Raw genomic sequence first — 19,717 nt, forward strand, 5'->3', positions numbered from 1 at the left:
GGTCACGATCGACGTGCCGCAAAAAACCAGCCTGGGCGTCGTCGTCTGGCTACCCTATGACGAAAAGCGGTTGAAATTGATCTGCTATACCGCGACCGAGATTCAGACCTTCGGGCTGCTGATTTCCGGGCGGCTCGGCCTAAACTTTCGATGGTATCGAACTCTGTGCCCGTCGCTTTTGCAAGAAGCTGCGCACGGCGGGCTCCGCCGCCAATCCGATCGCCTGGTCATAGGCCTCGTGCGCCGCGGCGACATCGCCGAGCCGCGAGAGAAGCTCGGCGCGTGCGGCCCAATAGGGTTGATATTCGACGAGCCGGTTGCCGGGGCTGGGCTCCGGCAGCGCCGCCAATCCCGCGGCGGCACCGCGCGTCTGCGCGATCGCGACGGCGCGATTGACCGCCGCCACCGCCGAACCGGTGATCGCGCACAGGCCATCGTAGAGCCGCTCGATTGCGGCCCAGTCGCTGGCACCAGTGCGACGCCGTACGACATGCGCCGATTGAATTGCCGCTTCCAATTGATAGCGGTCGAAGGCGTCGAACGCACTCGCGCGAGAAAGTAACGCCTCGGCTTCGTCGATCAGCCCGTCGTCCCAGACGGCCGGGTCCTGGTCGGCCAGCGGCACGAATTCGCCTGCAAGGTCGCGCCGGGCGCCGCGCCGCGCGTGCGAATAAAGCATCAGCGCGAGCAAGCCATACGCTTCGGCCTCTTCGGGCAAGAGGGCTACGATCAGTCGACCGAGCCAGATCGCTTCCTCCGCGAGATCGCGCAGGCGGACGACGGCGCCGGTCGGATCGCTCCAGCCTTCCGTATAAGTCGCATAGACCGCTTCCAATACGGCACCCAGGCGGGCGCGCATGTCGGTGCGATCGGGTACGCGGAAAGGAATGCCGGCTCTTCTGATCTTGTTCTTGGCCCGCGCCAGTCGCTGGCCCATCGCCGCAGGCGAGACCAGAAAGGCAGAACCGATCGCCTGCGCGTCGAACCCGAGGATCGTCTGCAGGATCAACGGCGCCCTGATGCCAGGCTCGATCGCCGGATGCGCACAAGCGAACATCAAAGCCAGACGCTCGTCGGGAATGTGCGGCGCTTCGCTCGCCCTGGCCTCCCACTCCGCCGCCAGGAGCTGCAGATGGTCGGAGACGGCGGTACCCACCTGCCTGCGTCTGACCGCATCCACCATCCTGCGCCGGGCGACCGCAAGCAGCCACGCCTCGGGGCTTCGTGGCGCGCCGTTGACCGGCCACTCCGCCAGAGCGGAGGTGAACGCCTCCGACAAGGCGTCTTCGGCACCGGCGACATCGCGCGTAGGCGCCGCGAGAATGGCGACCAGCTTGCCGTAGCTTCGGCGCGCGACCGCCTCGGCAATCTTGACGGCGGACTGGTCGTCTTCTCGCGGCATGGCAGAACAGATCAGTAGATCATGAGGGGGCGAATCTCCACCGTGCCCTGCTCGGCACCGGGACAACGCGCCGCCCAGGCGAGCGCGTCGTCGAGATCCGCCGCTTCGATGAGATAATAGCCGGCCAACTGCTCCTTGCTTTCGACATAGGGCCCGTTGAGCACCTGGGCCTTGCCGTCAGGGGCCCGCACGATGGTCGCCGTCGTGGAATCCTGCAAACCACTGCCTGCCACGAACGCGCCGGCCTTCGTCATCGCCTCGGTATAGGCGCTGTAGGCCGCGAACGTCGCGGCCTTTTGCTCTGTCGTGGCAACCGCCTGTCTGGCTTCGTCCCAATACACCAGCAGCATATATTGCATCGTTCAATCCTCATCCTCGTTGCACGGGGCACGACGCCCCGCTGCACCAATGTCGTTTGAACCAAGGCGATTTTGACAGGGCTCAAAAAGAAATCGCAGCGGCGTCGACGCCGCCCATCGCCGGCGCTGAAGCCGCTCTCTACCGCTTCCGGACTGCGTACCGAGACCTAGGTTCAGCTCTTCGATGGGCACGTGCTCCTGGCGCACGTACCCCTCGCAGTCGGCGAGCCGTCAGTGTGAGGCTGCTCGGACTACCTCGTAGGTGACCAACAGCAGCCCTTCCCCGATAGTCTGGCTACGGACGAGGCGCAGCGGCGTCTTGTCCGTGGTCTCGCGGAAGAGTCGCTCGCCGGACCCAACGACGACCGGGAAGACGAGCAGTCGGAATTCGTCGACGAGGCGATGCTCGATCAGCGTTCGCACCAGCTGGTAGCTCCCGTAGATGAGGATCTCACCACGCGTCTCCTGTTTCAGCCTGGAGACCTCTTCGACATCCTTGACCACGGCCGCATTGGTCCACAAGGGCTTCTCCAATGTGGAAGACACGACGTATTTTGGCAGGCCGTTCATCCGTTCCGCCCATGGCTCGGTCCGACCCGGCGTCCGCGTCGCGAACCACTCGTCGCTCTTTCGGCCCAGTACCATGACCTCGGCACGTAATGTCTCCTCGGTCTCGTTTTTGGCCCATGCTTCGAGATCATTTCCCACAAACTGCTTGAACCAGCCGCCGTGCTTGAAACCCTCTTGACCGTCCGGGTCCTGAGTGACCCCGTCCAGCGAGACGTTGGCCGAAACGACAATCTTTCCCATCGCAGCTTCTCCAGTTTTCGGCGTTGTGCACCGCCGCTGATGGAGACACCGCGACTTCGGGAAATTGGGCGCTGCGCCCCTCCGCTCATCTCGCGCGCGCATCGGATGCGGACGTCGGGAGCGACGGAGGTAGGCCGAACCACGGGAAGGCGCTTTGCTCGAAGCAGGTGAGAGCGCAGATCCGCTCACCGCTGAGGGAGACGGCGATCACGCCGATCCCTTGGAGGACGCCCGAATCCGAGTGCACATACGCGCCGAACGCCGGCTGACCGTTGGCTCTCGTCGGCACCAGGCTGAACCTGGGAAGCGCGCGGAAGAGCATGGCGCAGAAGCGGGCCACGGGATCCCGACCCTCGTATTCGAGGGGCACGGGTGGCATCGACAGGAAGACGTCTTCCGTAAAAAGGGCCACGAGAGCGTCCAGATCTGCGCCCTCGTACGCTCGAACGAACTTCGTGACGATCGCCTCCTCGGCGGGCGAACCCATCGCGGGAGGCCGCGGGCGGTCGGCACCGGCCGGCATCCTCTGCCGCAGGTTGGCGCGTGCCCGTTTCAGAGCGCTGTTTACCGAATCGACGGTCGAGTCGATCATGCTCGCCACCTCGCTCGCCTCGAAGCCGAGGATATCGGCCAGGATGAGAACGGCGAGTTGGCGGCGAGGGAGGACTTGGAGCGCTGCCACGAATGCCAAGGAAATCGATTCGGTCTGTATGCAGCGGTCCTCCGGACTGGGCGACGCGTCGGTCGCCCCTTCGTCCAGAAGGCTGTCGGGAAACGGATCGAGCCACGGTACCTCGCCGAGCCGGGTCGGCTCGGGCGGTTCCACGCCGGGAACGTCCCACGCTTTGGCAGGGCGCCGGCTCGCCGACCGGCGCGCGTTGAGGCACCGGTTGGTAGCGATCCGATAGAGCCAGGTGCGGAGCGAGGCGCGCCCTTCGAAGCCCCTGAAGCCTTGCCATGCGGCCAGAAGCGTCTCTTGGAGGGTGTCCTCCGCATCCTGGAGACATCCGAGCATCCGGTAGCAATGCACGCGAAGCTCACGGCGGTAGCGCTCGGTCAACTTTTGGAACGCGACGGCGTCCCCGGCCCGTGCCCGCGAAATGAGTTCGTCCGTCATGGCCGGTTCGGAACCGGTCACCTGCCCTGACATCGTCGCCCCCCTCGCCCCACGCTTGCCAAGTCGCCACGCCTCTTGTGCCGTAACATCCGGGTGCTCCTCTCCGAGAGGGTTTCCCTGCTGTAACATCTTCGTCTCCCTCTCGCGCGCTGATGCAGACACCGCGACGCTGGGAAACTGGGCGCTCAGCGAGCAATACGAGGTCGCGTCGACGACGCATGGGCTCGATCGCGGCGAACGAATTCCGATCGGTGGGAACTCACGATCGGCAACCAAAAAAGACCGTCATGAGGCTAAACCACTCACCGACGGACGCGGTAGCGGATGTGTGTGGCCTCCGGCGTGTCGATCACCCGAACGATCTCCAGCTCGACGCGCGATGGCAGCCCATCGAACAGTCGACGGCCGGCACCGAACAACACCGGGATCTGATGAATTTTCAGCTCGTCCAGCACGCCGGCCTCGAGCACCCGTTGCGCGGTGTACGCACCATGCACCAAATCGTTTCGATCCCCGGCGGCGGCTTTACCTAGGGATGGTGATGATAATCTTCTCCATTCGACCGACATATTTGCACTGGAGTGGCAATATGTAATGGTTCCGAGTTGATATTGTCGTAGCATTTTGAGGCTTTGCTGCTTGGCACTCGTCGTTGTCTCTGCGTACACGGCCGCCGCTCTTACGAACCTTGACGGTGCTCGTCCTGCGAGAGAGAACAACAGTAGACCCTAGAGGTCCCTCACGGACCTCGGATTTGCAACGACCGATGGACAGTGCACGATGAAACTTCTCCTGACGTCTGGCGGTGTCCGTAACGCCAGCATTCACAAAGCACTGCTCGATCTGCTTAGTAAGCCTATCGACGAGTGCACGGCCCTATGCATTCCAACGGCAGGCTACGGGCATCCCATGGGGAGCCCGGAGGGAGCGTGGCGCTTCGTCACAGGCCGCCGGAGCATCTGTCCGATGGTCGAACTTGGATGGAAGTCGGTCGGCCTGCTGGAACTCACTGCGTTGCCGAGCATCGGGGCCGCACGCTGGGAACCTTGGGTTCGTGGTGCCGATGCGCTGTTGGTGAACGGCGGCGACGCGCTCTATCTGGCGCACTGGATGCGGGAGTCGGGGCTGGCGGCGCTCCTTCCTTCACTGGAACACACGGTATGGGTGGGATTGAGCGCCGGCAGCATGGTGATGACGCCGATGGTGGGCGAGGCGTTCATCGAAACGAAGCCGCCAATCACCGGTGAAGATCGGGCGCTCGGCATCGTCGATTTCTCAATCTTTCCTCACCTGGACCATCCGGGCTTCGACGAAAACACGATGGCCTGCGCCGAGAAATGGGCAACTGAGATTGGCGGCCTGGCCTACGCCATCGATGACCAGACGGCCATCCAGGTGGTCGACGGCGAGGTCGAGGTGATCTCCGAGGGCAACTGGCGCTGTTTTGCCGGCTGAGCCGCTCGAGATGAACACCGCTTCCACTTGGGCCGAGCGCCTGTGCGCCCGCCGTCAGCCTCAGATTGTTCGACGCGGCCCCACATGCCGAGGGCCGGCGCGCGCTCATCGGCTTCGTGACGGACGTCGACAGAGCCAGCCACGCGCAGCAATTTCCTTCAGCGTCGTAGAGCAGCATCAACAAAGTTGGCATCTCTTGCGGCAAGCGCGTTCTTTAAGAAATTTCGTTGGTATCCAGGAAGCCTGGAAGGTTAGAGATCTTGTGGCCCACCACAGCCGCTCTTGTTTAAATATAACCGCCGAATCATAATTCTCTCCGACAAGCCGCTCGGCATCAGGTTTCTCCAATCCGGTGATCCATCCAGCGTGTTAGGGGTTTGGCTTGCCCGAATTCTGAGTGATCGAATGCCCGAAGCTTATGAAGAAGCAGCCAAGCGCCACTATACCGACGCGAAAATCCTCGCGGCGGGACAGCGTTTCGACAATGCGGGCCATCTGATCGGGTTTGCCACCGAATGTGCTCTCAAGCATGCTTTAGGTCTTCACGAGCCGCAGAAGGAAAACCCAAAACTACATCTGCCACAAATCGTCAGCGTGATGTTGAAACGGCTGAGTTCGCGTAATCCAAAAGCCGCGACGCTTCGGACGCTCCTGCTTCAAGGCCAAGCGACGTTCTTCCACGATTACGATGTTTCGGATCGGTATTCGCCTAACGGCACCGTGACGAGTGCGATGTACGAGCAATGGGAGTCGCTCGCGAAGCGAACTTTCGGCGCGGCGGGGATTCGACAATGACCAAACATACCAATATTCGGTTTGACACCGCTTTGACCGCCCTCGTTCAGATCGCCGACGAGTCTTTTGGGCGCGAGGTGGCTACCCAAGGACTGTTTCTTCGTGACGCGAACGGGACATTGACCTTCATCCTCCGGTCGGCTGTCGAGATTGAGGCACGTGCCAAGTTCGATCAAATGGCAAAGCAAACCCTCGGCAGCTATGTGCAGGGGCCCTCTGCCACGGCCGACGAACTTTATGATTCGCGCCTTGAGAACTTAGCCGCAGGCCTACTTGAGCCCGTGGAGTTTTCTAGCGGCCCAGGCTTTGTCCGAATTCTCGATCGCCGCATCGTTGGCCAAGACTGGAACACGCCGAGCTTTTCGTTCGAATTGAAAATACCAATCTTGAGTTTCTTTAGCTGCAAAGGCGGTGTCGGGCGATCGACGGCGCTTGCGGTCGCGGCAGCTGCACTTTCCGATATTGGCCAAAACGTCATGATCGTGGACCTCGACCTTGAAGCTCCAGGCATTGGAACAATCCTCCTTCCATCTGACGGCCTACCCGAGTACGGCGTGCTGGATTACCTTGTCGAACAGGGCCTTAGCCCCATCGATAGTCAGTTTCTGGAAGACTGCATCTCGCCCTCTCCCCTAACTGCGGGCCGAGGCCTCGTTGAGGTCATGCCTGCCGTCGGTCAACGCGGTGTTGGAAACCCGCAAAACGTGCTTCCAAAGCTGGGGCGCGCGTTTATCGACCGCGTGGGACCGGACGGGGAAACGCACTCGTTCATGGGCCAAGTACAGTCGCTCATGAAGGCAATAGCCGAGCGCGGCCGTACGTCCGTCATCCTCGTCGATGCTCGCGCGGGATTGAGTGAAAGCTCAGCTGCAGCAGTTGTCGGCTTAGGCGGCACTGTCCTGATGTTCGGCGTCGACACTCCACAAACGTTCGAGTGCTATCGCTATCTCTTCGCGCAGATGAATCGGTATGCTTTGGACCCAGACGTCCCTCAGGACTGGCGCTTCGGCTTACAGATGGTGCACGCTAAGGCTGGACGCGGTACCGAGGCCTATGAGCACTTTCGCGACCAAGCACTCAATCTCTTTGCCGAATTCCTCTATGACGAGGCAGCACCATCGGATCTTATCGGGTTCAATTTTGACATCGATGACGATTCCGCGCCGCACTATGCATGGCCAATTTCGTTTGACGCCGATTTTGTGGAATTCGACCCACATTCCCGCCGTGACCAACTCAGCCGGGAGTTCTTTGATCGCAGCTTTGGCCTGTTCGTCCGCAATGTGATCAATAACGTAACTACCTTCCAAGGACAGGTGACTTGAACGGCCAAGAAGAAATCCGGAACGTTTTACGTTCTCTGAGCCCGTCAGTCGCGCACCGCGCGGCGGACAAACCAAACGTGGCTGATATCTACTCGCCGCCGCATCATGCCAACGCGCTCGATCCGAACCGAACCCTCGTCGTCGGAGGGCGCGGCGTCGGGAAAAGCTTCTGGGCATCCGTCCTCTTTAATGAGGAGGCCCGCGCCGCAGCCGCTCAGGCTTATCCTTTCCTTGGGCTTGAAAATCTCGACGTTGTACTGGGCTTTTACGAAGGGGCAATGGGTAGCGAAAATGTCGCCCCGTCAGCATCGACTTTAAAGGCGGCCTTAAAGATCGCGGATGATCCGGCCTCGATCTGGAGAAGTGTGATTCTGAAAAGGTTGGCGCCCGAGGTCGGACCATCAACCTTCAACGACCGGGTGAGATGGATCGAGGGCACGCCTGAGGCCTTCGAAGATGCCTTGCTCGAGGTCGATCAAAGGCAGGCAGCGGAAGGCCGTACTCTGCTCATCCTTTTCGATGCGCTCGATGTCCTCGCAACCGATTGGGACTCCATCCGCACACTCACGCGCGGACTGGCACGGCTCGCCTTGGAACTCAGCGCGCGCAAGGCCATCCGCCTTAAAATGTTCATGCGTCGCGACCAGTTCGAAGACATGCGGCGCAAGACGTTCGCAGATTTCTCGAAGCTTCGCACGGCTGCGGTTGAATTAAACTGGAAGCCAGAAGATCTCTACGGGGTCCTCTTTACCCGGATTTGGCGTGACCAAGCTGCGCGTCCGGTGTTGGCGAAACTCGGAGCCGGCCTGCAACTCGATATCTCTAAACCCGACCTCCCCGAATCGGTGAAGGTAAACCCAACCACTCAAGAAGCGCTGTTTGCGACGATCGCCGGCGAGTTCATGGGAACAAACAAGAAGCGGGGTCGAACCTATACGTGGATGCCAAAGCACCTAGCGGACGCACACAACGAAACGAGCCTCAGAAGCTTCCTGATCTCCTTAAAGGAAGCAGCTGATCGCTCTAGCAGTTCGATCGAGACGGCCATTGATCATGTCGGAATCAATGCTGGAGTGCTGAAAGCCTCTGACACACGTCTGGAAGAACTGCGCGAGGATCACCCGTGGGTGGATGACGCATTGAACGCACTAAGCGGCCTGACCGTGCCCTGTGCAGAGGGCGACGTGACTGATCTTTGGCGCGAGGCGGGAACTGTGGGATTGATCGTGTCTCGAACCAATGCCGAACGGCCTGCTGCGCCCATTCAGTTGGACGCACCCGAGTTTACAGCGGCCCCGGAGAAAGCTTTGCTGGAAGCCCTGATCGATCTTGCCGTGATCGAGCGACGGTCGGCCGATATCATTAATGTTCCCGACATTTTCCGCGTAGCAGCCAAAATCAAACGCCGTGGCGGGATCGCGCCGAGGCGCGAGCGGTAGTGGCTGATCCCAGCGCGTTGCGCGTGAACTTGGCCGCACTCAGCTAAGCTCTACTCCCACTCAATCGTCCCTGGCGGCTTCGACGTAATGTCGTAGACCACGCGGTTGATGCCCTGGACCTCGTTGATGATCCGCGTCGCGACGCGGCCCAGGAAGTCGTGGGGGAACGGGTAATAGTCGGCGGTCATGCCGTCGGTCGAGGTGACCGCGCGCAACGCGCAGACATGATCGTAGGTCCGGCCGTCGCCCATCACGCCGACGGTCTTGACCGGCAATAGGACCGCGAAGGCCTGCCAGATCTGGTCGTAGAGGCCGGACTTGCGGATCTCGTCCAGGTAGACCCGGTCGGCGTTCCTGAGCACGGTCAGGCGCTCGGCCGTGATCTCGCCCGGGATGCGGATGGCGAGGCCGGGGCCGGGGAACGGGTGGCGGCCGACCATGCGGGCCGGCAGGCCCAGCTCGACGCCCAGCACGCGGACCTCGTCCTTGAACAGTTCGCGCAGCGGCTCGACCAGCTTCAACTTCATGCGCGCCGGCAGCCCGCCGACGTTATGGTGCGACTTGATGGTGACGCTGGGCCCGCCGGTGAACGAGACGCTCTCGATCACGTCCGGATAGAGCGTGCCCTGGGCCAGGAAATCGGCGCCGCCCAGCTTCTTCGCCTCTTCGTCGAACACGTCGATGAAACTGGAGCCGATGATCTTGCGCTTCTGCTCCGGGTCGGTGACACCGGCCAAGCGCTCGAGGAACAGGGTGGAAGCGTCGACCGCGACCAGCGGAATGTTGAAATGGTCGCGGAACATCTCGACCACATCGGCCGCCTCGTCGCCGCGCAGCAGGCCATGATCGACGAAGATGCAGGTCAGCTGGTCGCCGATCGCCTCGTGCAGCAGCTTGGCCGCGACCGAGCTGTCGACGCCGCCGGACAGGCCGCAGATGACCCGGCCCGATCCCACCTGCTCGCGGATGCGGGCGATCGCCTGGGCCTTGAACGCGGCCATGGTCCAGTCGCCTTTGCAACCGGCGATCTTGTGGGTGAAGTTGCGCAGCAGTGCCGCACCGCGCGGGGTATGCACGACCTCCGGGTGGAACTGCACGCCGTAGAAGCGCTTTTCCTCGTTCGCGATGGCGGCATAGGGTGCGCTGTCGCTGACCGCGACGACCTCGAAGCCTTCGGGAATGGCGTCGATCCAGTCGCCATGGCTCATCCAGACCTGTTCTTTGTGGCCGACATCGAACAGCCCGTCGAACAGCGCCGAGGTCTTGACGATCTCGATGAAGGCGCGCCCGAATTCGCGGTTGTGGTTGCCGGTGACGTTGCCGCCCAGCTGCTGGCACATGGTCTGCTCGCCATAGCAGATGCCCAGCACCGGCACGCCCAGCTCGAACACGATTTCGGCGGCGCGCGGGCTGCCCTCGTCCGCCACCGAGGCCGGGCCGCCCGACAGGATGATCGCCCTGGCGCCGAAATCCCGGATCTTGTCCGCCGCCATCGAAAACGGCTGGATCTCGCAATAGACGCCGCTCTCGCGCACCCGGCGGGCGATCAGCTGCGTCACCTGGCTGCCGAAATCGAGGATCAGCACGCGGTCGTGAAGGGCGGGAACGGAGAGGGTCATCATCAGGATCCGGGTTGGGGCGGAAGGGCGGCGAGATCCCGCCAGGCGAACAAGGTCTGGGCGACCGATCGGCCGGCGATCGCCAGCTCGGTCTCGGTGATTTCGATGCCGCCCAGCGCGCGGCAAAAGCCCAGAGCGGCCGGGGCATCGAGCACGGTCGCAACGGCGGAACTGCCGCCGGCGGCGACCAGCCCGCCGGCCATGGCATGGAACAGACGGCGGCCGACGTCGCGGCGCTGGAAACCGGGCGCGACGAACAGCATGTGCAGCTCGCCCGCCACGCCCTCGACGGCGGAGCCCGACGGACTGCCGGTCGCGAAGCCCACGATGCCGGCGGCATCGTCGACCGCGACCCAGGTCGGATGCGTCGCCTGATGCGCGCCGATCAGCGCCTGCCACATCGGCGCCCGCCGCTCAATCGTCACCAGGTCGGCCATCGCCGAGGGCACGCGCGCGCCATAAGCCTGCTGCCAGGCCTCGACATTGACGCGCGCGACCGCCGCTTCATCGCCAGCGGCGGCGCGGCGCAGCGCGATCATGCCGCGTCCACGACCGGCGTTTCAGCCGCCTCGTCGGGCACAGCCGCTTCGGTCGTTTCCGGTTCGGCCTCGCCTTCGACCACGGCGACCGGTTCCGGTGCCCGCCGCTCCATCACGGCGACGAAGAACCCGTCGGTGCCGTGGCGCGCCGGGGTCAGCTGCAGGGTATCGGTCTCGACCGGGCACGGCGTGCCGATCGCGTCCTTCCAGACCTGAGCGATCGGCAGCAGCGCGAAGGCCGGATGGCTGGCCAGGAAGTTCTGGATCTGCCCTCCGTTCTCGGCCGGCAGCATCGAGCAGGTGGCATAGATCAGCCGGCCGCCGGGCTTCACCAGGCGCGCGGCGCTGTCGAGGATGCTACCCTGCAGCACCGACAGTTCCTCGAGATCGAGCGGGCGCAGCCGCCACTTGGCGTCCGGATTGCGCCGCCACGTGCCGGTGCCGGTGCAGGGCGCGTCGACGAACACGCGGTCGAAGCTCTCGGCATGGCGCTTTACCCACTTGTCGCGCTCGCTGGTCAGCGGCCGCCGCTCGACGTTGCTGACGCCGGCACGGCGCAGCCGCACGACCGCGCGTTCGAGCCGCGGCGCCGAGATATCGCACGCGACCAGATGCCCCTTGTTCTGCATGCCGGCGGCGAGCGCCAGGGTCTTGCCGCCGGCGCCGGCGCAGAAATCGACGACGCGCATGCCGGGCTTGGCCAGCGCCAACAGGGCGGCGATCTGCGAACCTTCGTCCTGCACCTCGATCCGGCCGCTCTTGAACACGTCGAGCGTGGCCAGCGGAATGCGCTTGTAGACGCGCAGGCCGGTCGGCGACAGCGGGGTCGGCATCGCCTCCACCCCTTCGTTCGACAGCGCCGAGCGGGCGTCCAGCCGATTGCCCTTCAGGCGGTTGACGCGGAGGTCGAGCGGTGCCGTTTCGGTCATCACCGCCATCTCGGCATCGACCTTGTCGCCGAACAGCGCTTCCCAATGGGGGTCGAGCCATTCCGGGTAGTTGAGCCGCACCGGGCGCGGCATCTCGGGATGGATCAGGCTGCGGCCCTTCAGGCCCTTCACGACCTGCTGTTCCAGGATGCCGAGCGGGTTAGGCCTGAAGCGATCGCCGTCACACGCCTTGGCGACGGTCTCGGGCTCCCAGCCCTCGATCATGATCAGGGTCGCGAACAGGCGCTGGCGCGCATCCGGCTGCTGGTTGCCGTTGACCCGGCGGATCCACCAGTCGATCGAGGCGCGGTGGCGCAGGATCGAATAGATGTGCTCCGAGATCGCCGCACGGTCCTTGGCGCCGACGAAACGGTGCCGGCGGAAGAAGCCGCCGACCACGTCGTCGGCCGCGCCATGGCCCTCGCCGATTTCGGCGAGCAGTTCGATCGCGGTCTGCAGGCGGGCGCCGGGGGTCATCGGGTCAGGTCCGAACCGGAAGACGAAGACGGACGCATCGTGAGGGTTTCTATCTCACATCCCCTGGCGGTAATTGGGCGCCTCCCGCGTGATCGAAACGTCATGCACGTGGCTTTCGGCCAGGCCGGCGTTCGTGATCTTCACGAATTGGCACTTGTGCTGCATGTCGGCGATCGTGCCGTTGCCGGTATAGCCCATGGCGGCCTTGAGGCCGCCGATCAGCTGGTGGATGACCTGGCCGACCGGGCCCTTGTGCGGTACGCGGCCCTCGATGCCTTCGGGCACCAGCTTCAGGGCCGAGGACACTTCCGCCTGGAAATAGCGGTCGGCCGAGCCGCGCGCCATGGCGCCGACCGAGCCCATGCCACGGTAGGACTTGTAGGTGCGGCCCTGGTACAGGAACACCTCGCCCGGCGCCTCGTCGGTGCCGGCGAACAGCGAGCCCAGCATGGCGCAATCGGCGCCAGCCGCGATCGCCTTGGCCAGATCGCCCGAATATTTGATGCCGCCGTCAGCGATGACCGGAATGCCCGACCGGCGGCATTCGTCGACGCAGTCCGAAATCGCGGTCAGCTGCGGCACGCCGACGCCCGCGACGATGCGGGTCGTGCAGATCGAGCCCGGTCCGATGCCGACCTTGACCGCGTCGGCCCCGGCGTCGATCAGCGCACGGGCGCCGGGCCCGGTCGCGACATTGCCGGCGATGATCTGGGTATAGTTCGACAGCTTGCGGATCTCGGCAATCGATTCCAGCACGCCCGAGGAATGGCCGTGGGCCGTGTCGATCACCAGCACGTCGACCCCGGCATCGAACAGGGCGGTGGCCCGGGCCTTGCCCTCGGGACCGACACCGGTCGCGGCGGCGACGCGCAGGCGGCCCTGCGCGTCCTTCGACGCGTTCGGATATTGCTGGGCCTTCTCGATGTCCTTGACGGTGATCAGGCCGATGCAGCGATAGGCATCGTCGACCACGATCAGCTTCTCGATGCGATGCTGATGCAGGATGCGCCGCGCCTCGTCGCGCGACACGCCGTCGCGCACCGTGACCAGGCCGTCCTTGGTCATCAGTTCCGACACCGGCTGCGCCTTGTTGTCGGCGAAGCGCACGTCGCGGTTGGTCAGGATGCCGACCAGGCGCTTGGTGCCCTGTTCGACCACGGGAATGCCCGAGATGCGGTTGGCGGCCATCAGGTCGAGCGCGTCGCCCAGCGTGGCGTTGGGCGTGATGGTGACCGGATCGACGACCATGCCGGCCTCGAACTTCTTGACCCGACGCACTTCGTTGGCCTGGGCTTCGACATCCATGTTCTTGTGCACGACGCCGATGCCGCCGGCCTGGGCCATGGCAATGGCGAGCGGCGCTTCGGTGACCGTGTCCATGGCGGCGGAGAGCAGCGGGATGCCCAGCTCGATCGTCCGGGTGAGGCGCGTCTTGGTGCTCACCATCGCGGGCAGGACGTTGGATGCGGCCGGCACGAGCAGGACGTCATCGAACGTGAAAGCTTCTTTGAACTGCATGCCGCCTCCGGAAAACCGAGTGGCATCGCAATATACACAGTGCGCGAATTTCCGAAAGGATACGGTGCCCGCCCCCGCGCCATGGCTGGTAATAAAATTTCGCGCGGCTAGCGGGCCAATGCCGCGAACTCGGGATGCCGCCCTACATGGCCGCCGGCGCGGCGCAGGTCCTTGTAGCGGGTCGGCGTCAGGTGCGGCTTCGCTACCGCGACCGGCTCGCCGCGCAGGTGGAAGAACACGGCGAGCGCGAACAGCCATTCCCGCTCAGTCAGGTACCCCTGCCGCGACCAGCGCCAGCCCTGCGAGAAGGCATCGCCATGCTGCTCGAATTGAAACGCGGTGTTGGCGCCGAACAGGCCGAAGCCCAGATAGACCGTCGCGAGATCGGTCGCGAATTCCAGGTTCGGCTCGCCGCCGGGCGGCATCTCACCCAACACGGCCAGGCGGTAGTGCGCCAACTCGTGAGCCAGGGTCGCCACCAGCTTCACCGGCTGGTCGATCATCGCCGGATCATAGGTGATCAGCGCGCCGTTGCCGTCGACCCGGAAAGTGCCGAGCGGCAGATGCCCCTCGATCGGTTTCAAATGGGTGAACTGCGCCACCCGCGACTCCGGCCGTTCCGGCTGGGCCATCAGGCGGCATTCGTGTTCGGGCATCCGCGCGTGCCGCTTGACGCTGTCGAACACATGGGCGACCCGCGCCTCGCCGGTCGCCTCGGTCGGCGGAAAGAAACTGCGCGAGGCCACGACCAGCGGCGACCGCTTCAGGTCGTCGAGGCCGCCCATCCGATCCAACAGCCAGCGCCAGGTCTCGGCCTGCCAGATCTCGTCGTCGGTTTCGAGAAAGGATCGGCTTCGAACCGGCCACAACCGCATTGCCTTCACCTCCTGCTTCACTCAGCCGGAAGTAGCATACCCGAGAGGTTTCGCGCTAGAGGGCGCGGGTGCGCGCCGCTCGTCTTTGCGGCAGTCCCGTGCGCAAGGCCATGAGGCCAAGCGACCAGCCGATCGACACCAGCAAGCCTAAGGCCAGCGCCGTCGGCACGCCGAGGGGCACCGCGGCCTCGGCCAGGATCAGCAAGGCGAGCCCCAGGCCCGGCATGGCCTTGAGGCTGTTCGCCATGACCAGCGCCACCGCCGCACCGCCCAGGCGCCGGTGCAGCACGATGGCGAGACTGGTCATGCTGATGGGAAAGGCAACGGCGAGGCCGGTCGCCGCCGGCCCGATCGCCCGGCTGAGCGTGACCGTGCCGGCGACCAGCAGCCCGACGGTCACCGCGCGCAGCGGCATCTCGAACCAGCGCGGTGACGCTGCTGCCGTCGTCGCCGACGTCGCCTTGTCGGCCATCAGCAACGCGCCGCCATAGACCACGAGATTGAGCAGCACGCCGGCCGGCATCGACCAGGGCGCCCATTGCCGAACGACGAGGATCGCGATGCCCCAGGCGGCAACCGCGCCGAGCAGCGACGGAACCAGCCGGCGGCGCGGTGCCAGACGATGCAGCACGAGGATGAACAGGCCGGTCGCCGCATTGCCCGCGACACCGATGAGCGCGCTGTCGCGGATGAACCCGGCGTCGGCCTGGAGCGCCAGCAACACATACGCGGGGCCGGCGGCTACCGGCAGGCAGGCGATGAGCGCGCCCCAGAACGGCCCTGCCCGCTCCGCGACGATCGACGCTGCGACGACCACCGAGGCGGTGGCCACGATCTTGACGATCAGCGGCAGCCAGAAGGCGTCGGGCAGCATGGCGTAGCCCTAGGCGCCAGGGGGGGTGGTCGGCGGCATCGGATTACGTGTCGGAGTCGGCAACGGACGTCGAATGGGCGTGCCGGAACCCGGTCGCGACCACATAGACCTCGGCGCTGTCGGCGCGGCTGGCCGACGGCTTGGCGTGGCTCACCTTGTCGAAATCGCGCTTCAAGCGATCGAGCAGGGTCTTCTCCGTACCGCCCTGGAACACCTTGGCGACGAAGGCGCCGCCGACGGTCAGCACCTCGGCCGCGAATTCATAGGCGGTTTCGGCCAGCGCCATCACGCGGATATGGTCGGTCGCGGAATGGCCGGTGGTCGGCGCGGCCATGTCGCTCAGCACGATGTCCGCAGGACCGTCGAGCAGTTCCTTGAGCCGTGCCGGAGCGCTGTCGTCGAGGAAATCGAGCTGGATGTGGGTTGCACCCTCGACCGCATCCATCTCCAGATAGTCGATGCCGACGACCTTGCCGACGGCGCCGACCCGCTCGACCGCGATCTGGCACCAGCCACCGGGCGCACAGCCGAGATCGACCACGCGCTTGCCCTTGGCCAGGATGTGGAACTTGTCGTCGAGCTGGGCCAGCTTGAAAGCGGCGCGCGAGCGATAGCCCAGCCGCTTCGCCTCGGAAACGTAGGGGTCGTTCAGCTGGCGCTGCAGCCACAGGGTCGAACTGGTGGAGCGCTGCTTGGCGGTCTTGACGCGCACGACCATCTGGCGCGAGCCCGAGGGCGCGTCCATGCGGCTGCTGGCCCCGCCGCCCTTTTTCTTGGCGCCGGTCATGGCTTCTGGATCGATCTGTTCATGGCGGCGCTATGTGGACAGCGCAGCCGGCCGGATGCAAGCGTCGGGAACGCCGGCCCGGGTTGCGGCATGCAGGCCGGCCAGGATGCCCTCGCGCACGCCGCGGTCGGCGACCCGCAGGCGGCCGACCTTCCAGGTCCGGCAGATCGCCTCCAGGATGGCGCAGCCGGCGATCATCAGGTCGGCCCTGATCGCACCGATGCAGGGCTCGCGCGCCCGTTCGGCCGCGTTCATGACGACCAGGCGCCGGGTGATCTTGCGGATGTCGGCGAAATCCAGGACGGTGCCGTCGACCCGCTGGCGCTCGTAGCGCTGCAATCCCAGGCGCATGCCGGCGAGCGTGGTGACCGTGCCGGACGAGCCCAGCATCTGGACCCCGCCAGCCGCGACCTGCTGGGCGATGCCCCATTGGCGATCGAAATCGGCGAACGCGTCCCGCACCGTGTCGACCATCTGGGCGAACACGGCCGGTCCCGTCGCATCGCCCGGGCGCGGCTGGAACCGCTCGGTCAGAGAGACCACGCCCAGCGGCAGCGAGATGACGTCGCGGATCTGGGTCTCGATCCCGCCGTCGGCCGCCGGCGATATGGCGACCCACAGCAACTCGGTCGAGCCGCCGCCGATGTCGAACACGACAGCATGCGGCCGGTCCGGATCGAGCAGCGGCGCGCAGCCGGCCAGCGCCAGGCGCGCCTCCTCCTCCATCGGGATGATTTCCAGGTCGAGACCGGTTCGTTCATGGACCCGCGCCAGGAATTCTCCGCAATTGGTTGCCTGCCGGCAGGCTTCGGTCGCGACGAACCGGGCATGGGTCACTTCGCGCTGGTCGAGCTTCTCGGCGCAGACCGACAGTGCGTCGATGGTGCGGGCCATGGCGGCCTCGCTCAGCACGCCGCTCGCCTGCAGCCCCTCGCCCAGGCGCACGATCCGCGAGAAGCTGTCGACCACGCGCAGCCGCTCGCCCGCCGGCCGCGCGATGAGCAGCCGGCAGTTCGTGGTGCCGAGATCGAGGGCCGCGAAAATCTCGCTGCGCCGGAAAAAATTCATCCAGCCTCTCCCAGGTCGTACCGGGAACCGGTCGCGACCGGCCCAAGCATGCCTAGAGATGACCGGATGCGCAATCCGCGCAACGCTGATCCGATGGAAAGGGCTTCCGCCCCGGCCCGGCCCATGCTAGTTACCCGCCCCGTCAGCAAGGCCAATGCCGCGACGCATTGGGGGATCGTCTAATGGTAGGACAGCGGATTCTGACTCCGTCAATCGAGGTTCGAGTCCTCGTCCCCCAGCCAAATCAATGACTTAGTTACCCTATCGAGGGCGGCGCAAGCCGCCCTTAGTCATTCTGGGTAACATCTTGGGTAACAGGCAAGGCGGCGCCAGCGCCCGGCACAAAGACGTGGCGCAGCGCCGAAAGCAGCGCAGGCCTCACCCTTCCAACTCTGGTGAATGCCGTTTCCGGATTTTGCACGATCGCGTGGTGCCAGGCGGGAAATAGCATTCGGCCATCGTTTCGCCGGGCAGGCAGGAACTCTTTGGTGAGTTGATTGATGCTAGATCGGAACAAAGCCTGAGGTGCGTCCAGGCTAAAATCGAGAAATCCAGCCGTGTCTGGCCTGGCAATCGAAACAGCCAACGCTTCGAACAAGGTGACAGCGTCACTATCTTTGGGTTCGACGGTTGAAACTAAATCTCCGTAGATCAGCGCGGCGTCGGCCGAGGTCGCTGCTGCAGGAGATGTCGCCATCGCTATGAGCAGTGCGCCGGCGTGACGCAACGTCACCTCGAATTTGGCACCGCGGCCAGGCGTGACAGAAGGCCATAGATCTTTGCCCGCGCGGCGCCCCCCTTCCCGTAGATGGCGCGCATAAAGCGCCACATCTCTAACGCTTTTGCCGAACGGCGATGCGAGAACAAAAAAAACGTCCTCCGGCTTAGCGAGCATGGGCAGGTTCGCGGTCATTACGCACCCTATCATAAATCGTGTTGACGACAACAAGATATCGCTTGCGGAAGCTTACACATGTTATATCTTGTTGCTGTATACAACATATAAGGTGATGACCGTGCGGATGCTCACTGTCGGACAGCTAAAATCGGTAAAGGGAATTCCCTACAGCCGGATGCACATCGACCGGCTCGAAAAGGCCGGAAAGTTCCCTCTGCGTGTTCACCTCACTCCGGGCACGGTTGCGTGGGTCGAAGGCGAAATCGACGAGTGGTTGCAGCGGCGTATCGCTGAGCGGCGCCCGCCATATGAGATCGCGGAACGAGAGGGCCAGCGCGTTGCTTAGGCCTGTCAGCGACCTCCCCGACGTCGAAGAATTCACGACCTCGCATGCGGCGATCGATCATTTGATTGAACGCCTCCCGTCGATGCGTGCGGACCATCTTGAGCCCCTGCTCCAGGGCTTGAAGTTCGGCATGAAACTGGTGATCTGCCGGCGGGGCGGCGGCCCCTTTGACTTGCCGCCCTCGGACGGCGCGCTTGCTTTGTTGATCGCGAGCGCTTCCTGCGGTCCCGATCAATTTGACGAGGCATCGATCGGCCGAGCGCTCAGGGCCGCTGCCGGCGTCTGCGTCACCTCGACCACAGCGACCGAGGCCGCCCTGTCTGTGGCCGGATTGGCGCTCGTCTCTGGCCAACGCTCGATCCTGATCGAAACGACGGCGAGGTTTGAGGCCGACTGGCTCGCCGCAATCAAACGCCTCGCGCCGGACGCGAGGGTCCTGCTCTCCACGTCAGTGGAAGGCCGTGCCTGATGAGAGAATACAAAGCCGGCCGGCGCCGCACCAAAAAGGAGCCGTCGGCCAAGCCGCCCGATGACGGCCGACCGCAGATCTTCATCGTCAATGGAGAAATGCCGCGCATGATCGAGGAGATCGAAAGCGCTATCATCGCCAACGATTACGAGATCTATCAGCGGGGCGATTGGATCGTCCGGCCGGCGACAATGGCCGACCTTCCAGGCGACGCGGCAGCCCGCACGCCACGCATCATCCGGGCGGGCGTAAATTACCTGACGTGCGAGTTTACCCGCTGCGCGCAGTGGCTCGGATGGGATGCCAGATCGGATGGCTGGGTCCCAAAAGATGCGCCCAAGAAGATCGCCGATACCTATCTCGAGATGCTTGGAAAATGGCGCGTTCGGCGCCTTCTGGGCGTCATCAACGCACCGACCTTGAGGCCAGATGGTTCGGTGCTGAACCGGCCCGGATATGACACGGCTACGGCGGTCATCTTCGATCCCGACGGTGTCACAGAGCTGGCCCCTGAAATCCGGACAGTCGGTTAAGCTGTTCCCGTCGATGAGAAGGACGGGTTTGGATGGGCAAGGTTACGCGCAAGCGGTACACGGCTGAGTTCAAGGCGAAGGTC

The 19,717-nt window shown here is 64.2% G+C and carries 21 protein-coding genes and 1 tRNA gene; 8 read left to right on the top strand and 14 right to left on the bottom strand.

The window, feature by feature from the left end:
• Window positions 1–139: 139 nt before the first annotated feature.
• From VGV37_RS29545 to VGV37_RS29565, 5 genes are all read right to left on the bottom strand, one after another.
• Window positions 140–1,402 carry an RNA polymerase sigma factor gene (locus VGV37_RS29545; RefSeq protein WP_326883484.1) on the bottom strand — a complete coding sequence of 421 codons (1,263 nt, stop codon included), beginning with the start codon at window positions 1,400–1,402 and terminating at the stop codon, window positions 140–142.
• Window positions 1,403–1,413: 11 nt separating this feature from the next.
• Window positions 1,414–1,761: a YciI family protein gene (locus tag VGV37_RS29550; RefSeq protein WP_326883457.1), complete on the bottom strand. Its 348-nt coding sequence runs from the start codon at window positions 1,759–1,761 to the stop codon at window positions 1,414–1,416.
• 231 nt (window positions 1,762–1,992) lie between these two features.
• Window positions 1,993–2,571 (bottom strand): dihydrofolate reductase family protein, encoded by a 579-nt coding sequence (locus tag VGV37_RS29555; protein ID WP_326883458.1) that lies wholly within the window; start codon window positions 2,569–2,571, stop codon window positions 1,993–1,995.
• 85 nt (window positions 2,572–2,656) lie between these two features.
• Window positions 2,657–3,688: an RNA polymerase subunit sigma-70 gene (locus VGV37_RS29560; protein ID WP_326883459.1), complete on the bottom strand. Its 1,032-nt coding sequence runs from the start codon at window positions 3,686–3,688 to the stop codon at window positions 2,657–2,659.
• A 302-nt stretch (window positions 3,689–3,990) separates the two neighbouring features.
• On the bottom strand, window positions 3,991–4,356 hold the full coding sequence (locus VGV37_RS29565; protein ID WP_326883460.1) for a dihydrofolate reductase family protein: 366 nt from the start codon (window positions 4,354–4,356) through the stop codon (window positions 3,991–3,993).
• A 112-nt stretch (window positions 4,357–4,468) separates the two neighbouring features.
• On the opposite strand from VGV37_RS29565, the gene VGV37_RS29570 reads away from it, so the two are divergent.
• The 4 genes from VGV37_RS29570 (at window position 4,469) to VGV37_RS29585 (ending at window position 8,702) form a co-directional block, all read left to right on the top strand.
• Window positions 4,469–5,143, top strand: a complete 675-nt coding sequence (locus tag VGV37_RS29570) for a Type 1 glutamine amidotransferase-like domain-containing protein (RefSeq protein ID WP_326883461.1) — start codon at window positions 4,469–4,471, stop codon at window positions 5,141–5,143.
• A 405-nt stretch (window positions 5,144–5,548) separates the two neighbouring features.
• The gene (locus VGV37_RS29575) at window positions 5,549–5,938 is read left to right on the top strand and encodes a hypothetical protein (RefSeq protein WP_326883462.1); all 390 of its coding nucleotides are present in this window, start codon (window positions 5,549–5,551) and stop codon (window positions 5,936–5,938) included.
• Window positions 5,935–7,263 (top strand): KGGVGR-motif variant AAA ATPase, encoded by a 1,329-nt coding sequence (locus VGV37_RS29580; RefSeq protein ID WP_326883464.1) that lies wholly within the window; start codon window positions 5,935–5,937, stop codon window positions 7,261–7,263. Before VGV37_RS29575 ends, VGV37_RS29580 begins: the two co-directional genes overlap by 4 nt.
• On the top strand, window positions 7,260–8,702 hold the full coding sequence (locus VGV37_RS29585) for a hypothetical protein (RefSeq protein ID WP_326883466.1): 1,443 nt from the start codon (window positions 7,260–7,262) through the stop codon (window positions 8,700–8,702). Before VGV37_RS29580 ends, VGV37_RS29585 begins: the two co-directional genes overlap by 4 nt.
• A gap of 50 nt (window positions 8,703–8,752) precedes the next feature.
• Here the strand turns inward: VGV37_RS29585 and guaA are convergent, their stop codons facing one another.
• The 8 genes from guaA to VGV37_RS29625 all read right to left on the bottom strand — a co-directional run bounded on the left by guaA (window position 8,753) and on the right by VGV37_RS29625 (window position 17,388).
• Window positions 8,753–10,321 carry a glutamine-hydrolyzing GMP synthase gene (gene guaA, locus VGV37_RS29590; RefSeq protein ID WP_414638133.1) on the bottom strand — a complete coding sequence of 523 codons (1,569 nt, stop codon included), beginning with the start codon at window positions 10,319–10,321 and terminating at the stop codon, window positions 8,753–8,755.
• A 2-nt stretch (window positions 10,322–10,323) separates the two neighbouring features.
• Complete coding sequence (locus VGV37_RS29595) at window positions 10,324–10,860, bottom strand: GNAT family N-acetyltransferase (protein WP_326883470.1); 537 nt, start codon at window positions 10,858–10,860, stop codon at window positions 10,324–10,326.
• Window positions 10,857–12,266 carry an RsmB/NOP family class I SAM-dependent RNA methyltransferase gene (locus VGV37_RS29600; protein ID WP_326883471.1) on the bottom strand — a complete coding sequence of 470 codons (1,410 nt, stop codon included), beginning with the start codon at window positions 12,264–12,266 and terminating at the stop codon, window positions 10,857–10,859. Before VGV37_RS29600 ends, VGV37_RS29595 begins: the two co-directional genes overlap by 4 nt.
• A gap of 54 nt (window positions 12,267–12,320) precedes the next feature.
• The gene (guaB, locus tag VGV37_RS29605; RefSeq protein ID WP_326883472.1) at window positions 12,321–13,784 is read right to left on the bottom strand and encodes an IMP dehydrogenase; all 1,464 of its coding nucleotides are present in this window, start codon (window positions 13,782–13,784) and stop codon (window positions 12,321–12,323) included.
• A gap of 107 nt (window positions 13,785–13,891) precedes the next feature.
• Window positions 13,892–14,659, bottom strand: coding sequence for a hypothetical protein (locus VGV37_RS29610; protein WP_326883473.1), 768 nt, complete (start codon window positions 14,657–14,659; stop codon window positions 13,892–13,894).
• Between the two features lie 55 nt (window positions 14,660–14,714).
• Window positions 14,715–15,533, bottom strand: a complete 819-nt coding sequence (locus VGV37_RS29615; RefSeq protein WP_326883474.1) for a hypothetical protein — start codon at window positions 15,531–15,533, stop codon at window positions 14,715–14,717.
• Window positions 15,534–15,576: 43 nt separating this feature from the next.
• Entirely contained in the window at window positions 15,577–16,320 is a 744-nt protein-coding gene (locus tag VGV37_RS29620) for an RlmE family RNA methyltransferase (RefSeq protein WP_326883475.1), read from the bottom strand.
• A gap of 30 nt (window positions 16,321–16,350) precedes the next feature.
• Window positions 16,351–17,388, bottom strand: coding sequence for a Ppx/GppA phosphatase family protein (locus VGV37_RS29625; RefSeq protein ID WP_326883476.1), 1,038 nt, complete (start codon window positions 17,386–17,388; stop codon window positions 16,351–16,353).
• Between the two features lie 168 nt (window positions 17,389–17,556).
• Here VGV37_RS29625 and VGV37_RS29630 point away from each other — a divergent pair.
• Window positions 17,557–17,630, top strand: a tRNA-Gln gene (locus VGV37_RS29630).
• A gap of 44 nt (window positions 17,631–17,674) precedes the next feature.
• Here VGV37_RS29630 and VGV37_RS29635 read toward each other — a convergent pair.
• The gene (locus VGV37_RS29635; RefSeq protein WP_326883477.1) at window positions 17,675–18,301 is read right to left on the bottom strand and encodes a hypothetical protein; all 627 of its coding nucleotides are present in this window, start codon (window positions 18,299–18,301) and stop codon (window positions 17,675–17,677) included.
• Window positions 18,302–18,461: 160 nt separating this feature from the next.
• On the opposite strand from VGV37_RS29635, the gene VGV37_RS29640 reads away from it, so the two are divergent.
• The 3 genes from VGV37_RS29640 (at window position 18,462) to VGV37_RS29650 (ending at window position 19,634) form a co-directional block, all read left to right on the top strand.
• Entirely contained in the window at window positions 18,462–18,632 is a 171-nt protein-coding gene (locus VGV37_RS29640) for a helix-turn-helix transcriptional regulator (RefSeq protein ID WP_326883485.1), read from the top strand.
• Window positions 18,625–19,101, top strand: a complete 477-nt coding sequence (locus VGV37_RS29645; RefSeq protein ID WP_326883478.1) for a hypothetical protein — start codon at window positions 18,625–18,627, stop codon at window positions 19,099–19,101. The genes VGV37_RS29640 and VGV37_RS29645 overlap by 8 nt, the downstream gene beginning before the upstream one ends.
• Window positions 19,102–19,208: 107 nt before the next feature.
• Window positions 19,209–19,634: a hypothetical protein gene (locus VGV37_RS29650; protein WP_326883479.1), complete on the top strand. Its 426-nt coding sequence runs from the start codon at window positions 19,209–19,211 to the stop codon at window positions 19,632–19,634.
• Window positions 19,635–19,717 lie beyond the last annotated feature (83 nt).

This window comes from Aliidongia sp. (assembly GCF_035943795.1).
Classification (GTDB): Bacteria; Pseudomonadota; Alphaproteobacteria; order ATCC43930; family CGMCC-115725; genus Aliidongia.

Coding starts and splice junctions, on each gene's coding strand:
- VGV37_RS29545 (WP_326883484.1), bottom strand. CDS start 1,402: ATGCCGCGAGAAGACGACCAGTCCGCCGTCAAGATTGCCGAGGCGGTC.
- VGV37_RS29550 (WP_326883457.1), bottom strand. CDS start 1,761: ATGCAATATATGCTGCTGGTGTATTGGGACGAAGCCAGACAGGCGGTT.
- VGV37_RS29555 (WP_326883458.1), bottom strand. CDS start 2,571: ATGGGAAAGATTGTCGTTTCGGCCAACGTCTCGCTGGACGGGGTCACT.
- VGV37_RS29560 (WP_326883459.1), bottom strand. CDS start 3,688: ATGACGGACGAACTCATTTCGCGGGCACGGGCCGGGGACGCCGTCGCG.
- VGV37_RS29570 (WP_326883461.1), top strand. CDS start 4,469: ATGAAACTTCTCCTGACGTCTGGCGGTGTCCGTAACGCCAGCATTCAC.
- VGV37_RS29575 (WP_326883462.1), top strand. CDS start 5,549: ATGCCCGAAGCTTATGAAGAAGCAGCCAAGCGCCACTATACCGACGCG.
- VGV37_RS29580 (WP_326883464.1), top strand. CDS start 5,935: ATGACCAAACATACCAATATTCGGTTTGACACCGCTTTGACCGCCCTC.
- guaA (WP_414638133.1), bottom strand. CDS start 10,321: ATGACCCTCTCCGTTCCCGCCCTTCACGACCGCGTGCTGATCCTCGAT.
- VGV37_RS29595 (WP_326883470.1), bottom strand. CDS start 10,860: ATGATCGCGCTGCGCCGCGCCGCCGCTGGCGATGAAGCGGCGGTCGCG.
- VGV37_RS29600 (WP_326883471.1), bottom strand. CDS start 12,266: ATGACCCCCGGCGCCCGCCTGCAGACCGCGATCGAACTGCTCGCCGAA.
- guaB (WP_326883472.1), bottom strand. CDS start 13,784: ATGCAGTTCAAAGAAGCTTTCACGTTCGATGACGTCCTGCTCGTGCCG.
- VGV37_RS29610 (WP_326883473.1), bottom strand. CDS start 14,659: ATGCGGTTGTGGCCGGTTCGAAGCCGATCCTTTCTCGAAACCGACGAC.
- VGV37_RS29615 (WP_326883474.1), bottom strand. CDS start 15,533: ATGCTGCCCGACGCCTTCTGGCTGCCGCTGATCGTCAAGATCGTGGCC.
- VGV37_RS29620 (WP_326883475.1), bottom strand. CDS start 16,320: ATGACCGGCGCCAAGAAAAAGGGCGGCGGGGCCAGCAGCCGCATGGAC.
- VGV37_RS29625 (WP_326883476.1), bottom strand. CDS start 17,388: ATGAATTTTTTCCGGCGCAGCGAGATTTTCGCGGCCCTCGATCTCGGC.
- VGV37_RS29635 (WP_326883477.1), bottom strand. CDS start 18,301: ATGACCGCGAACCTGCCCATGCTCGCTAAGCCGGAGGACGTTTTTTTT.
- VGV37_RS29640 (WP_326883485.1), top strand. CDS start 18,462: ATGCACATCGACCGGCTCGAAAAGGCCGGAAAGTTCCCTCTGCGTGTT.
- VGV37_RS29650 (WP_326883479.1), top strand. CDS start 19,209: ATGATCGAGGAGATCGAAAGCGCTATCATCGCCAACGATTACGAGATC.